The organism is Protofrankia symbiont of Coriaria ruscifolia (genome assembly GCF_900634745.1).
In the GTDB taxonomy this organism is placed as follows: domain Bacteria; phylum Actinomycetota; class Actinomycetes; order Frankiales; family Frankiaceae; genus Protofrankia; species Protofrankia californiensis.
This window is the reverse complement of sequence record NZ_CAAAFR010000140.1, coordinates 1-14007: the sequence shown is the minus strand read 5'-3', so window position 1 is coordinate 14007 and position 14007 is coordinate 1. Positions and strand designations below refer to the sequence as shown.

Below are 14007 nucleotides of genomic sequence, written 5' to 3'. Positions count from 1 at the left end.
CGGATGGCGTGGGCGAGGCGGGCGCCGGCGGGGGAGTAGGGCTCGGTGCGGCTGAGGATGGATAGCCAGGTGGCGTCGCCAGCGGTGAAGCGGGTGGCGGTCGGGCCCGGGGGAGTGGTTTGGTGACCGGCGGTGAAGGAGCCGGAGGCGCTGTCGACGCGGTCGACGCCGGGGAGGGTGGATAGGCGGCTGGCGTAGGTGGCGGTGTCGGTGGTGGCGGTGGGGCCGCTGCCCCAGGTGTCGGCGACGACGGCGAGGGCGCCGTTGTTGACGACGCCGAAGTCGGTGCGGAGGCGGTCGGCGGTATGGCGGCTTTCGGTGGAGGTGGGTAGGACGCGGTCATCGGGGACGCCGAAGGTGACGTGGAGGAAGGGGATGCCGAGTAGGAGGAGGAGGGCAAGGGTGGGTAGGGCGGTGAGTAGGGGACGTCGCCAGGCCAGGGCGGCGACCCGGCCGACCATGCTGAGGCCGGCTGGCTGTACAGGGCGCCGCCGCAGGGGCAGCGGCCACCGTTCGATGCGGCCCCGGAGCAGGAGCAGCAGGGCCGGCAGGACGATCAGCGCGCCGGCCAGAGTGATCGCCACGACCATGACGCCGGCGAAGGCGAACGAACGCAGGAAGTATTGCGGGAAGACCAGCAGGCAGCACAGGGCCGCGGCGACGGTGGCGGCACTGAACATGATTGTCCGTCCGGCGCTGCACATGGTCGCGTCCAGGGCGGCGACGGTGCCGTAGTGGTGTTCGCGTTCCTCGCGGTAGCGGGAGACGAACAGCAGGCAGTAGTCGATGGCGAGCCCGAGGCCGAGGGCGGTTGTGAGGTTGACCGCGAACACCGAGACCTCTGTGAGGGCGGCCAGTATCGCAAGGCCGCTGAGCGTGCCGATGATCGCCAGTATGCCGACGAGCAGTGGGATACCTGCCGTGACCACGGTGCCGAAGACCGCTAGCAGCAGGAGCAGGGTGACCGGGACGGCTATGGATTCGGCTTTGGCCAGATCTTTGGTGACCTGCATGTTGATGTCGTTGTTGATCTGTGTGAGTCCGCCGAGGGAGATGGTGACGCCGGCGGTCGGGCTGTCTGAGTGGGTGAGGACGTCGTGCAGCCGACCGGTGTGCTCGGCGCTGGCGTCCTCGTCGCCGTCGATGTGGGCGACGATCAGGCCGACGTCGCCGGACCGGCCGCGCAGCTCGGCCACTGGCGTTTCCCAGTAGGAGGCCACGATCTGGACACCCGGCTCGCGCCGCAGCACGGCGGTGACATTCTGTCCCTTCGTCCGGACCGCCGGTGTCTCGACGCCGACGCTGGATCCGACCAGGACGACCAGGTTCGGCTCGGCCGAACCGAATCGGGCGAGGAGAGCCTGCGTGCCGCGGACCGAGTCCGAATCCGGATCGCCGAATCCACCGGTCTTCATCCGGCTGACCGCCCCGATGCCGACGATAGCGGCGAGGATCGTCACTACCACCGTGACGAGCAGGACCGTGCGGGGACGAGCCACGATCACGCGTAGCAGTCGGCTGCGTACCAGCGGGCGGGAGGTGAAGCCGCCTGCCGCGTCTTGCGGCGTGGTGACCCGGGCTCGGTGCCGCCCGCCGGGTCGAAGGTTGCTGAGCCGGAATCCGGGCGATGAACCACTGCGCGGCGGCGACGTCGTCATCGGCGTGAACCATCCTTCCGGCTCAGGCGGGGTACGTCCCCGTCCCGACAGGTGGTGACCACGCTGCCCACAACGACGTGGACGGGGTCGGGAATCCGGCCGGTACATGTTGTACTGTGCGGATTTTTATGATCATTATGATAGTGGAGGTTTCCACGCCACAAACGGTTCTCCGCGGCATTTCGGAACCGCGCTCCTGATTTCTGCGGCAGGCGCCAGAAAATACCTCCGCCGGCCGCTCCCGAAAAACGGACGGCAAGCCCGAAGATCGCGACTTCGTTCACCAAACTTTCCCCGATGATCAGTTTCTCCTGAGTACCCGCGCCGATGGTAGGGCAAAACCTCGGCGCGGCGTCGGTGCAGATCTTACTGCCGATTCGTCGCCATGGCCCACGCCGGTACGCACTAACCGCTTTTCGGCACTGGTCGCCGCTGCCGGCCCAGGTGCGTGCAAACTATTCGTATCCGTCATCGTGGTTGTTTCTGGCAGTGTTCAGGAGAGTCCGCCGGACGACTGGTGACAGGTCCATGCCGCGGCCGTGCCGCGGCCGGCTCAGCTGTGGGCCCTTCCGTGAATGCGAGGCCCGGAGCATGTCCGGATCCGTACCCGACGAGGTGGGTTGACGTGTTTTATCGGACATCGATCACGGGTGTTTGTGGCCGCCCGGTAGGGTTGATGGTCGAACCGCCCAAAGGGCCGAAGGCGACGCGATCATATTTTTGCGCGCTGCCGGCGGCCCAGATTTCCGATCATGTGAGGGCCGAAGGTGACGGGATCATGCTTCTTTCGCGCCAGAGGTCTGGAAGCCGGTCCGGGAGGTCCGGGAGGCCCAGGTCCCCGGTCATATGGGGAGAAACCATGATGAATCGGTCCGCCCTCGCGGCCGGCGGAGCCGGGCGACAGCTCGCGACGGTCTTCCTGGTGATGTCCGTCGTCGGGGCCCTTCTCGGCGGGGCGGCCAGCTATCTGACCACGGGCGGTGCCGAGATCAGCCAGTCGGGTACGGCTGTCGTCAGTGCCGTCCCCGAGGTATCGCCAGGTGTCACAGCTGCAGCACCGATGGCTTCTCCTGGTGGAGGCGTCGCCCCGGTCGTCGGTGTGTCACCGGGTGCCACGGTGGCCGTTACGGCCCTGCCGGCCGCTCGAACGCAGGATCCAGGCGCGCAGCCTGGCGGTCAGCCCGCGGACGCGGGCACCACGGTTGTTGATGACGGCCCGTCGACCAACAACACGGATGCAGCGGGCCTTGCGGGCTCGGCGTCACCGGCCCCCGTCTCCTCGGCGCAGCAGCCGGCGCCCGGACCGGTGACAACCGCACCCGAACCGGGTAGCACGGCGCCGGCTCCCGGCCCGATGCCGTCGTCCGCGAAGCCGACTCCGGTTCCCCCGCAGAACAGCCGGTGACACATTTTCGACAAGTACACATTTTCGACGATTATTGTCGCCGTGCTCACCGGCCGCGATGCGCATCTTCTCGGACGTGTCTCCCGGTGTCACTGTCGGGACGTGTCACCACGCGCATCGGCAGGTCCGCATCAATCAGGACCACAGGCCGATCGCAACCATAGGCGGATCAGGAGAACAAGTCGATCGGGACCGCGGGTCGTAGCCATCCGGATGATTTCTGCCGGCGCCGGGCCGATTCGGCATCATCCATCGAAGTAAAATTGTAAGCAGGATTGCTGTGGTGACGCTTCGGCCGGTGATAATCTGGTCCGCCGGACGGACAGTCCGGATGTGCCGTGCCGGCGCCGGATCACGGTATGCTGCGCCTCGCGGCCGGGTTGCCGTATCCTGTAAAGGGGCACAGATTTCCTTGGGTTACATCGATATCGGTCCTATCGGTCTTATGAACAGGTCGCGTAGGAATTTTCACAGTATGTCGAAAGCCGGTGACCTCGGCTCTGCGACGGCATACGAGGAAGCTCCCGGCGGGAAGTTTCGCGATCTGCCTGGCCCCCGTAACCGTGCGGCTTCCGGCCGGTCCTGTGGAGTGCCCGGAGACGGCCTTGTTCCAGGAACAACGTGAGATAGTGCCCGAACGTCCCGACTGGTTTGTCATTGATGTACCGCTGCCCCTTCTCGCCGGATTGGGCAGCGGTATCCTGCTGCTCGTCGTCCTTGCTCTCGCCGAATCGCTGGACCTGCTGGCGTTCGCCGCGGTTCTGGGCTATTTAGTGATCTACGGGTTTTCATTCGTTCTGCTGCGTCCACCCTCGGAACGGGAACCGGGGCCGGACCCGGTCAAAGCCCGTCGAGGGTCTGTCGATAACCGCGAGCAGTCGTAGTCGGTGTGCTTTCCTGCGTCCGGACATGCCTTTATCCCGGATGTGCCTTCGTCCGGACGCGGCCCTGACGGTACTGCGATAGACACATCACCGATGGCAGGGCTTGCCTTCAGGCTTGCCGGATTCGCCGGATGTTCCGGCGCGGACTGTTCGACGGGTCAGACCGTCTCGTTGGCCAGTCGTGCAAGCGCTCCACCGGCGCGCATGAGGTCCGCCAGATCCTGCTGGTCCAGCTGCCGCAGGCGCCGAAAATACCAGGCGTCGACGATGCGGCGTGAGTGGGCGACCGCGACGAGGCCTTCGGCGGAGATTCTTACGATAAACTGCCGGCCGTCGTACTCGTCGTGTTCCCGGACCACCAGACCCCGTTCGACAAGGGTTGCCAACGCTCGTGTCATCGACGGTTTGCGTACGCCTTCCAGCCGGGCGAGCTGCGTCGGGGTCAGTGGTCCCAGTTGCTGCAATGTGGACAGAGCCGATATGAGGCTGACCGGCAGTGCTTGCGGATCGCGTTGCCGTTCGGCTCGCTGTGAGCGTGCAAGTCTGGTTATCGACGTTCGCAGTGCGGTCACGAACGCCGGGTCGATGCGGCCGTCTTCGTCGTTCTCGTGCGGGCTTGAATCCCCGTCGGCGGCCGGGGGCCACCGGCGTCCTGAGGACGGCGGGCTGTTGGGTGATTGCACGGGCACGGTCATTGCCCCATGGTAACGACTTCGCTGCCCAACGGCGGGCCGAGAACGCTTCCCTCCGCTGGGCGCAGCAGTGATATTCCCACGTCCGGGAGTTTCTGATGTCAGCAATATCCCGGGCCGCAACAATCGGTCGGGCGATATTCGGTGACAGCGCTATCCGAAGGAAACTCCACGCTATCGGTTGCCATAACCGGCGACAGGCTATGCGGCGGCCGAGGCCGATCGTGGCGGGTGCGCCCGCACAGGCGGGTGCCCGGCAGTCCTGGACAGTGCCTCCCGAGCCACGACGGTTGACCACCACATCAGCGGATCGGCGGGACGTCCCTTGTTATCCAGTCGAGGTCATTCCCGGTTACGTGCCGTCGTGTCCGCGATCTTCTTGTTGGTCCGTCCGGAGTCGACGGCCTCCCGAAGCGCCTGATTGCGTACCCTGCGCGGCGACGGTACGGATGGCCCCGGTCCGGGGACGATTTCTCGGTCGCCGTCGGTCTATGGTGTACCGCTGTGGTCGTGGCTCACGGTGTACCGCCGTGGTCCGCGGTGGGTAGGGTGCGCCGCCGGTCGTGGCGGTCCCGGACCCGCTGGTAGATCTCCAGGGAAAGGTTGAGAACGAGGTGCCCCTCATGGGCCGAGCGGCGGAACGTGTCGGACTGGATGCCGAAGAGGCGTGCGGCTCGTTCCCGGCGCTGGTCGAGGGTCAGGCCGAGCGTGCCGGGCCACAGGCACAGCATGATCCCGATTGCTTCGCTGTGCGGCTGCTCCAGCGCGGCGACAGCGGCGGTGAGCATGCGGTGCGCGTGCAGCGCCCGGTCGTGGATCGCCTGCCGTGGCATGCCCGTCTCGGCAGGCCAGACCAGGTCGATGAACTCCGGTGTATATGTGATCAGCTCGGCGGGACGGCCTCCGCGGCGGAGCATCCGGATAAGCTGATCGTGAATCTGTTGTGCAGTTGTTGTTTCCATCAAGTGATTTGGTCGTTCCTTTCCGCGTGGCGGGCCTGGTACCTACCAGTTCTGTACCAGTTCGCCGCAAGACGGCTGCCGGGTGACCGTACAGGTCTCCTCGGCTACCAGTTTGATGCCATTCCCATGTCGGTTTTCCTCCCGCCGGTCGGCTTGGGATCTGCCAGACGCAGGCGCTGAATTTTGCCACGGCTGTGATGTTCACTGTTTGGTGATGGGCAGGCCTTGCCCCGGCGGTGTCACAGGTGACGCAGCCGAGCTGCTCGTCGGTCGTCACGGCGGTTGCCTCGAACATGCAGCGATCCCAGACAGCGATCCCAGACAGCGATCCGAAGGGTTATCGATGACAAATTGTAATTATGCTACCAGGTCTGGGTGTTCACGGACCAGGCAGACGTATCCGCTCTGTCGACAACGCAGATGCCACACTGTGATCGAGAGGGACTGAAGCGATGGCCATACCGTGGTCACAGCAGCTGTCACAGCAACCAGCGCGGCAGCCGTCGTCAGGGCTTGCGCCGGAATCGACGGCACCGCTGTACGCGGCGGTCCTCTTCGATGGGGACGACCGGTCCGCTGTCACCGAGGTGGTGATTCTGTTCGAAAGTGCCGCCGCTGCTGACGAGTACGCCGTGGAATGCGGCTGGGACGACTATGTCGTCGGCGCTGTCCGTTTCCATCTTCCGCCGCGGACCCGCAGGGTCCGGTGGGTGGCATGAGAAGGCGGGTGGACCGACTACGCAAGTGGTCCACCCGCGGGTGACGCGGAGGCTGTTACGCCGGGGTGCGGCAGGCGGAGATGAACTGGGTCAACGCCTCCACGCGGTCCGACGGGGCGTCGACGGCGTGCCTGATGACCCGGATCAGGTGCTCGTAGGCGTCGGTGTGGTCGTATCGTGCGGCGTCGGCGATCCGCAGCGCCCACCGCCAGTAGCCCTTGATGGTGTCTGCCAGCGGCATCCGGAAGTTCGCTATCACCTCCCGGATCGGCTCCACGACCGCGTCGCCGTACCGGATCAGGTACTGCTCCACCATGTCCGCCATGAACGAGAAGTGACGGGCCTCGTCCCGGCTGAGCCGGTTCAGGATCTCGGCGAGGACAGGCTCGTCGATCACGGCACGCAGTTGCTGGTAGTAGAGCTGCGTCGCTTTCTCCTGCACGAGTGTGTAGGTGAACAGCGAGACCGGATTGTCGAAGGGGAGAGTGAACCCCCGCCGCCCCTCCTCGGCGAGATCGAGGCGCAACCGTTCGGGTTCCGCGAGCCCCGAGGCCACCTGGTAGCGGAAGAGAGCGCGGGCGTGGCTGTCCTCCTCCTGCGCCCAGCGGACCGTGAAGTGGTAAAGCTCCCGGTTACGGACGAAATCTGCCGGGTCGACGCCGTCGTCGAGGGGGAAGAGTTGGTTGTAGAGGGCGAAGTAGCCGGGAAGGTGGTCCTCGATCAGAGTGATGAAGCGGACGGCGGACTGCTGCCCTTCGGTCAGCCTCCCGCAGTCCGCGCTGCCCCAGTCGAAGTCGCTCTCCACGTCGAAGCGGCGCGCCGAGGGCGAGGCGATCATGAATGACGTGACCGCGCGCTCGATGTCGGCAGCCGGCAGGAGCCGGTTTGCATCCTGCTCGGGCGGTGCTGCCACCAGGGTCCCGTCCACGACGGTCATCGATCCTCCTGCCACTTTTCAGACACGCCCCCGAGGGTCAGAGGTAGCGTGATCATGTTTCTTTTGCGCTCGGGGTTCCTGCCGGATCGGCGAAGCCGATCTGGCAGGTCCGGAAGGCCCGAATCTCGGGCCACCGAGCCGGTCATCGCGCCTTCCGGCAGGTCAGGGCGTAGTGCTTGGTGGTGTAGCCCCACCCGGCGTTGGCGATCTCCAGGTAGTGCTCGAGCTCGCGGGCGAGACCCGGTCGGATTCGTTCGATGTCGTCGGCGGCGGACCGGACGTTCGCCAGCCAGTCGTCGATCGTGCGACGGTAGTCCGCGGTCAGGTCGTCCAGGCCGATGAGGGAAAATCCGGCGTCTTCGACGCCACGGACCAGTTCGGACACTGGCCGCATGTCTCCCCAGCCGAAGATCTTTTCACCGACGAACCGGGTACCGGCGCGGCTGTGGAACGCTTCGTGCGCAGCCGCGTTGCGAAAGCAGCTTTCCGACACGTAGAGGGTGCCGTTACGACGCAGCAGTGCCCGAGCCCTGGCGAACACGGCGGTCAGATCGGGCATGTGCACGATCGACCCGAGCATCGTCACCGCGTCGAAACTGCCGGTGGGAAGGTCGACCTCCTCGAAGTGCCCCCGCCAGGTGCTGACCTGGTCGGCCACCCCGAGTTCGCTGGCCCTTCCGCCGATGTAGGCATGTTGTCGTGCCGCCGGGCTGATGCCGGTCATCCGGCAGCTGTATTCCCGCGCCATGAACAGCAGCAGGGAGCCCCAGCCGCAGCCCACGTCGAGCAGCCGTTCGCCGCCTTGCAGGCCCAGGCGCCCGGCGACGAAGTGCAGCTTGTTGATCTGAGCCTCCGCCAGGGTGTCCGTCTCGGACCGGTACAGCCCGGAGCTGTACTTGCGCAACGGATCGAGGAAGAGGCCGAAGATCTCCGGGTCGAGGTCGTAGTGCTGGTTGGTGTCGGCGATGGCGGTGTCCGCCTTGGGGTCGGTGATCGTCATCATGACGGGTCCGGCGCGAGGGACTTCGCGACCACGAGTGCGATGTCGTCAACGGACGAGATGCCGAAGACGTCCTCGTCCTCCAGTTCGACGTCGAAGTGCCGCTCGATCCTGGAGACTATCCGGAGCACCTTGACCGAGTCGGCTCCCTCGATCGAGCGAAGGTCGATGGACGGGGCCACGCTGTCGGCGGCAAGGCCGAGTTCTCCGGTCACGATTTCGGTGACAACAGCGACGATCTGCTCATGATTGGCGGACAATTTAACTCCCTACGAAGGGCCGCCGGCGGCGCGCCAAAACCATGGCCGTGCTGCCTTTGGTCGGGTCGGCTCCGAATGAAGGGTCTGTCTGGTGGATACTGGGTGTCATGTCAACGCTTCGGCCAGTGCGCGCCGGATACGCGCGTTGCTGGCGAGGTCCAGACCGGTCAGGGCGCCGAAGGCTCGGCGGATCTTCACCTGGAGCCGGTCGAGTTCGCCGGTGCCGCCGACCTTGGCCAGGAAGAACTCGAAGCCGGTGTCGATCGTCTCGTGTTCGCGCAGTTCGGGCAGCTCGCTTTTGAAGACGCTCACCGGGTGCTTGATCTGAGCGCCGGACGTGTACACGTAGAGCGTTTCGAGGACCGACGGCAGCTCCTGCGGGTACGTCGCCAGACGCCTGCGGGCGAAGTGGATGAACTCGCGGGCATGCGCTGCCTCGTCCCGGCTGGCGTCCCGCATGATTGTCCGCAGTATCGGTTCGGCCACCCAGTCCGAGACAGCCCGGTAGACGTGATTCACCGTCAGCTCTGAAATGATGTTTGTGGCGAGGGTGGCGGCTGGTGTCGTGCCGGGGGCGTACGGTTCCCGCATCGCCTCGACCGGAGCCGTGTCGACCTTGATGTCCAGAGCCTCCAACCAGGCCCGGAAAGCATAATGGTGCTGGAGTTCCTGGAAGCCCCAGATTGCCACGAACGCGGAGAAATCGTAATCGTCGACGAACTCGTTGAAAAAGCCGTGTTGGGCGGCGATCGAGTTCGACTCGCCCATCACCGCGCTTTTCGCCAGTGTGACGTAGTCGGGGTCGACCAGGTCGCGATCGATCTCGTCGAATGGCAGGTCGGCGAGTTGCCACTGATGGCGCTCGTACTGGCGGAAGACATCGTAGCTGTGCATCGGCTTCCTTTGCGGGCTTTGTGGCCTGGATTCCGTGGTGTGGACCCGCGGTGTCAGGTCGAGGGCTGCCATGTTCGTTCGCCGACGACCAGGCGCTGGAACTTGCCGCTGGACGTGCGGGGGAGCGAGCTCGGGGGCAACAGGCGTACCGCCAGGTCGGACAGGCCGAGTGTGCCGGTGACCTGGGCACGCAGGTCGGCGGCGAGCCGGTCACGCGCGGCCGGGTCGTCGAGGCTCGTCTCCGCGAGCAGGGTGATCAGCTCAGCGCCGTCGCCGTCGCCGTCGCCCCGGCCGACGACGGCGACGCATCGGCGTTTGAACACCCCGGGGATGTCGCGGGCGATGCCTTCGACGTCCTCGGGGTAGAAGTTCGCCCCACGAACGATGATCATTTCCTTTATCCGTCCGGTGACGAACACTTCGTCACCCAGACGGAACCCCAGGTCTCCGGTACGCAACCAGCCGTCCGGCGTGAAGGTGTCGTCATCGCTTCCCTCCGCCAGTAGATAACCGGGCGTCACCGAGTCCCCGCGAATCTCGATTTCGCCGACCTGCTGCTCGTCGGCGGACACCTTGCCGGCGTCGGGGCTGGCGACGCGTAGTTCGACCCCGCGCACCGGCCGGCCCACCCCGACGACGGCCCGCGCCTGCGGATGCCCGCGTGGCACCTGCTGGACCAGGCCGGCGTTGGCCAGCCGTTCGCGGTCGACCCAGACCGACACCGGTGGCCGGCCCAGTGGGGGGAAGGCGACCGCCAGCGTCGCCTCGGCCATGCCGTACACCGGGAACATCGCCTCGGGCGCGAAACCGGCCGGTGAGAAGTGTTCCAGAAACCGCTCGACCGACGCCAGCGCGATGGGCTCGGCGCCGTTGAAGGCGATCCGCCAGTGGCGCATGTCCAGACTCGCAGCCTCCTGCGGGGACACAGCGGCGACCAGCTGGTCGTAACCGAAGTTGGGAGCAGGGGAGATCGTCGCCCCGGACGCCAGGAACTGGCGAAGCCATCGCGCCGGGTCCTTGACGAACGACGTGGGTGACCACACCGTCATGGGAACGTTACGCGTGATCGCTGACAGGGTCGCGAACAACCCCATGTCGTGGAAGAGCGGCAGCCAGCTGCCTCCGCCATCGCCGTCCCGGCCGAGCTCTATCCCCTCACTGATCGCCTCGATGCCCGCGAGCGCGTTGGCGTGGGTGAGCTGGACTCCCTTGGGCGCGGCGGTGCTGCCCGAGGTGAACTGCACGATGGCCAGGTCCGTCGGTTCGACCGCGGGAAGCTTCCCAGGCGGGGTCACGCCTGCCAGCAGGTCGTTGGCACAGACGAACGCGACATCACTCATGGCGTCGTCGAAACGACTGGCCAGCCCGCGGAACCGGGAGGAGACCACCACCTGGTGTATGCCAGCGACCGACGCGATCCGTGCCAGCCGGTGTGCGTGACCCGCGAGGTCCCAGGCCGCGGTGGGCAGCGGCAGCGGGCAGGCGGCTGCGCCGGTCCTGGTGATGGCGAACAGTGCCTGGAGGAATTCGGGCGCGTTCTGGCTGAAGATTCCGACCCGGCTGCCCGGCCCGACACCTGTTCCTGCCAACGAGCGCGCCATCGCCTGTGAGGAGTCGGCGAGTTCACCGAGGGAAATCGAAGTCGATTCGGACGGGAAGTCGACCGCGGTGTCAGGGCCGTTCGCGGCGATCCGGTCAAGTGCGTCGTGCAACGTACCGGTGACCATACGGCCTCCCCTGTCCACGAAGAGTCAGACGTTGCCTTCTTCGGCGACCGCCGGTCGGGATGTTCTAACCGCCCTGCCGTCCTGCGGATCCCGTGTCGAACACCGTCATCGACAAAATTGTTCGGCTGTGCGCCGAAGGCCGTCAATGGTTATTTTCCGATTGTATTGATCCATTCAGGACGGCAATCGGACGATGCCGGATCCGGTGGGTCATCGACGGACATTCCCATATCCTTTGTTGCGGATTCGCGGTCCGTTCACCGCAGGGCCGTGGGGGACTGGATGAAATCCGGGGGAAAGCAGCGGGCGTCCTGCTGTGGTGCGCAGTCAGGCACTGCCGGAGCATCGCCGGCGCGCTGTCGGGTGCCGCGGAACCACGGGGAGGTGCCTGCCGCGGCAGGGTCCGGGCCGGACCGCCGGCGATCGTCGCCGGCTCCCCTGGGTGGGCGCCGGTGGCGCCGGCGGACCTGCTGGACGTCCCGGTACGCATCCGGCTGGGGCGAAACAATCCGGCCGGGTGAACAGCGGTGATAGGCGTTCGTAATCGAACGTCTGGAAGTTGCTCGTTGCCAGGGTTGCGAACTGACAGCAACATCGCTGGAACCGGGGGAACCGTGCGCTCCCGGTTTCCAACTCCAAGCTCTCCGGCGGCGTAACGAAGATCTAAGAGTGCGCAGTCCTCGAACCCCGGCATACAACACAAAATATTCTGGTATTTTAGAAGATCGGACATTCTGCAAATGCATCTTACCGTCCTCGGCTGCCGTTCCGGAATGCCTTCCGGCGGCCAGGGCAGTTCAGGCTATCTTGTGAACACCGGCAGCACCAGGATCATGCTGGACTGCGGTCCCGGTGTGGCGCTCGCGCTCAGCGCGATAGGGCATCCGAAAATGCTGGACGCAGTGGTGATCAGTCACTTCCACCTGGACCACTGCTACGATCTCCTGCCTATCGGAAAGGCTCTCCTGAGCAGGCACGCACGATATGCTGCGTCTTTCCCCAGTCTGCCGCAGGCTCCGGAGACCGCTGACACCGCCCAGCCCACGCCGATTCCGCTCTACGTGCCGGCCGGTGGACGCTCGACCCTGCAAAAGCTCGCAGAGCTCTTTCCGGTGGCGACCATCCCGTTGCTGGACAGGGCGTTCGACCTCGCCTTCGACGTGCGGGAGTACGTCCCGGGTGAGCAGTTTACGGTGGGTGACTGCATGATCGGCATGCACGGTCTGCGCCACGCCATTCCCAACTGTGGTGTCCGGTTGGAGGGTCCGACGGGAAGCCTCGCCTACACCGGCGACACCGGTTGGACCGACGCGCTGATCCCTCTGGCCCGCGACGTGGACCTGTTGTTGGCCGAGGCCACCCTGGAGGTCGCCGACAACGGACCGCACGGTCATCTGTGCGCCACCGATGCGGGTGAGGCCGCGGCCGCGGCCGGCGCCGGGCAGCTCGTCCTGACCCACTTCATCTCCGCCGACCCGCAATGGCTGGCGGCCCGGAGGGCTGACGCCAGCCGCGTCTTCGCCGGCCCGGTGCACGTTGCCGCACCGGCAGCCCAGTTCGACGCACGAATCCCTGGAAGGGTTCCCGGGTGGTCCCCAGGATCATCTGTAGCCGACATCACCTCGCCGGACAGCTCCGGATAGCTCGCGTCGCCGGATGCCGCGCCTTCGGTCGCCTTCGGTCGCCTCCGGCGCCGCCCGCACCGGTTTCGGTACAGGGATCTCGGCATGATCGTCCTATTCGATGCGGCCGGCGGGCGACGGCTGCCCGATGCTCCTGGAGACAGCCTTGGCTGACGGCGTCAGATCCGCCGACCGGATCCCACCGGCGGCCGAGGTCCCAGGTGCGGCCGATGTTCCGCCGGGAGCCGAGGTCCCGGTGGCGGTCGAGGCCTCGGTGGTGTGGTGCGACTTCGGTGGTGTGCTGACCTCCTCCATCCCGGAGGCGTTCGACCGGTTCGTGTCAGCGGTGGGGGTGCCGGCCACGGTCCTGCGGTCGGCCATCAGCGCTGTCGCCGGCGAGTGCGGCATGCAGATGCTCGAACCGATGGAATGCGGGTTGATGACGCAGCGTGAATGGGGTCTGCGGGTCACCGCGGCACTCGCCCCGGACTGGACGTCACGGGTCGACCTGACCCGCTTCGGCGACCACTGGTACAAGGGACGGCAGATGAACAACGCCCTGCTCGACTGCCTGGCCGAGTGCCGGCGCAGGGGATTGCGTGTGGGGCTGCTCACGAACAGCGTGGCCGAGTGGGAACCGCACCGCGCGGCGTTGATGCCCGATGCAAGCGTGTTCGAGGTGACCATCAACTCCCACGAGATCGGGTTCTGCAAGCCCGATCCGAAGATCTACCAGATGGCCGAGGACGCCTTCGGCGTGGCGCCCCGGCAGTGCCTGCTCATCGACGACACTCCGGTCAACTGTGCCGCCGCGCAGGCTCGCGGCTGGCGGACGATCCTGCACAGCTCGCTGGAGCAGACCCTGGACCGCCTGGCGCAGCTGTGACGGTGGGGCGCTCTAACTGTGCCGCAGCACCCGCACGATCATGGACGGTCGCAGCAGGGCTTCCGGCGGCTCCACCAGGTTCGCCAGCCGCATGAACGTCCGTGCAACCGTCGGGTCCGCGTGGGCGGCGATTTGAGCTCGATGTAGATAGGCGTTGACCAGCCGGATGCGCAGGGTCCGTCGACCCTGCACACCGGGATGGTTGAGGTCGGCGTTGGTGGACATCTGCCAGGCAGTGTCGATCAGACGGACGGCTCGCCGGTAGAAGCGCTGTGGCAGCGCCGGCTCATCCGACCGCAGGCAGTCCCGTAGTAGTACTTTGTTAGGTTGAGTCGATCTTGTGGATGTCATCGATGGTGAT

13 protein-coding genes and 1 pseudogene are annotated in these 14007 nt (G+C 66.0%); 5 read left to right on the top strand and 9 right to left on the bottom strand.

Annotation, left to right across the window (positions count from 1 at the left end):
* Nucleotides 1-1658: MMPL family transporter (locus CV1CTNOD_RS15675; protein ID WP_131786820.1), on the bottom strand; the 1658-nt coding region annotated here is incomplete at its 3' end.
* 859 nt (nt 1659-2517) lie between these two features.
* Here CV1CTNOD_RS15675 and CV1CTNOD_RS15670 point away from each other — a divergent pair.
* Both CV1CTNOD_RS15670 and CV1CTNOD_RS15665 read left to right on the top strand, forming a co-directional pair.
* Nucleotides 2518-3063, top strand: a complete 546-nt coding sequence (locus tag CV1CTNOD_RS15670) for a hypothetical protein (protein WP_131786819.1) — start codon at nt 2518-2520, stop codon at nt 3061-3063.
* A gap of 629 nt (nt 3064-3692) precedes the next feature.
* Nucleotides 3693-3947, top strand: coding sequence for a hypothetical protein (locus tag CV1CTNOD_RS15665; protein WP_131786818.1), 255 nt, complete (start codon nt 3693-3695; stop codon nt 3945-3947).
* A 158-nt stretch (nt 3948-4105) separates the two neighbouring features.
* Here CV1CTNOD_RS15665 and CV1CTNOD_RS15660 read toward each other — a convergent pair whose 3' ends face one another.
* Nucleotides 4106-4642, bottom strand: a complete 537-nt coding sequence (locus tag CV1CTNOD_RS15660; protein WP_131786817.1) for a MarR family winged helix-turn-helix transcriptional regulator — start codon at nt 4640-4642, stop codon at nt 4106-4108.
* 512 nt (nt 4643-5154) lie between these two features.
* Complete coding sequence (locus tag CV1CTNOD_RS15655; protein WP_131767629.1) at nt 5155-5556, bottom strand: hypothetical protein; 402 nt, start codon at nt 5554-5556, stop codon at nt 5155-5157.
* 497 nt (nt 5557-6053) lie between these two features.
* Between CV1CTNOD_RS15655 and CV1CTNOD_RS15650 the strand changes: the two genes are divergently transcribed.
* Complete coding sequence (locus CV1CTNOD_RS15650; RefSeq protein WP_131786816.1) at nt 6054-6320, top strand: hypothetical protein; 267 nt, start codon at nt 6054-6056, stop codon at nt 6318-6320.
* Nucleotides 6321-6375: 55 nt separating this feature from the next.
* On the opposite strand, the gene CV1CTNOD_RS15645 is transcribed toward CV1CTNOD_RS15650, so the two are convergent.
* The 5 genes from CV1CTNOD_RS15645 to CV1CTNOD_RS15625 all read right to left on the bottom strand — a co-directional run bounded on the left by CV1CTNOD_RS15645 (nt 6376) and on the right by CV1CTNOD_RS15625 (nt 11138).
* On the bottom strand, nt 6376-7257 hold the full coding sequence (locus CV1CTNOD_RS15645; protein WP_131786815.1) for an acyl-ACP desaturase: 882 nt from the start codon (nt 7255-7257) through the stop codon (nt 6376-6378).
* Nucleotides 7258-7399: 142 nt separating this feature from the next.
* On the bottom strand, nt 7400-8260 hold the full coding sequence (locus tag CV1CTNOD_RS15640; protein WP_131786814.1) for an SAM-dependent methyltransferase: 861 nt from the start codon (nt 8258-8260) through the stop codon (nt 7400-7402).
* Complete coding sequence (locus tag CV1CTNOD_RS15635) at nt 8257-8517, bottom strand: acyl carrier protein (RefSeq protein WP_131786813.1); 261 nt, start codon at nt 8515-8517, stop codon at nt 8257-8259. Before CV1CTNOD_RS15635 ends, CV1CTNOD_RS15640 begins: the two co-directional genes overlap by 4 nt.
* A 105-nt stretch (nt 8518-8622) precedes the next feature.
* Complete coding sequence (locus CV1CTNOD_RS15630; RefSeq protein ID WP_131786812.1) at nt 8623-9411, bottom strand: ferritin-like domain-containing protein; 789 nt, start codon at nt 9409-9411, stop codon at nt 8623-8625.
* A gap of 53 nt (nt 9412-9464) precedes the next feature.
* On the bottom strand, nt 9465-11138 hold the full coding sequence (locus CV1CTNOD_RS15625; protein ID WP_131786811.1) for an AMP-binding protein: 1674 nt from the start codon (nt 11136-11138) through the stop codon (nt 9465-9467).
* Between the two features lie 740 nt (nt 11139-11878).
* Between CV1CTNOD_RS15625 and CV1CTNOD_RS15620 the strand changes: the two genes are divergently transcribed.
* Entirely contained in the window at nt 11879-12781 is a 903-nt protein-coding gene (locus CV1CTNOD_RS15620) for an MBL fold metallo-hydrolase (protein WP_131786810.1), read from the top strand.
* A gap of 145 nt (nt 12782-12926) precedes the next feature.
* On the top strand, nt 12927-13646 hold the full coding sequence (locus tag CV1CTNOD_RS15615) for an HAD family hydrolase (RefSeq protein WP_242606729.1): 720 nt from the start codon (nt 12927-12929) through the stop codon (nt 13644-13646).
* A 12-nt stretch (nt 13647-13658) separates the two neighbouring features.
* Here CV1CTNOD_RS15615 and CV1CTNOD_RS25805 read toward each other — a convergent pair.
* Nucleotides 13659-14007, bottom strand: a pseudogene (locus CV1CTNOD_RS25805) (FAD-dependent oxidoreductase); the annotation flags it as partial.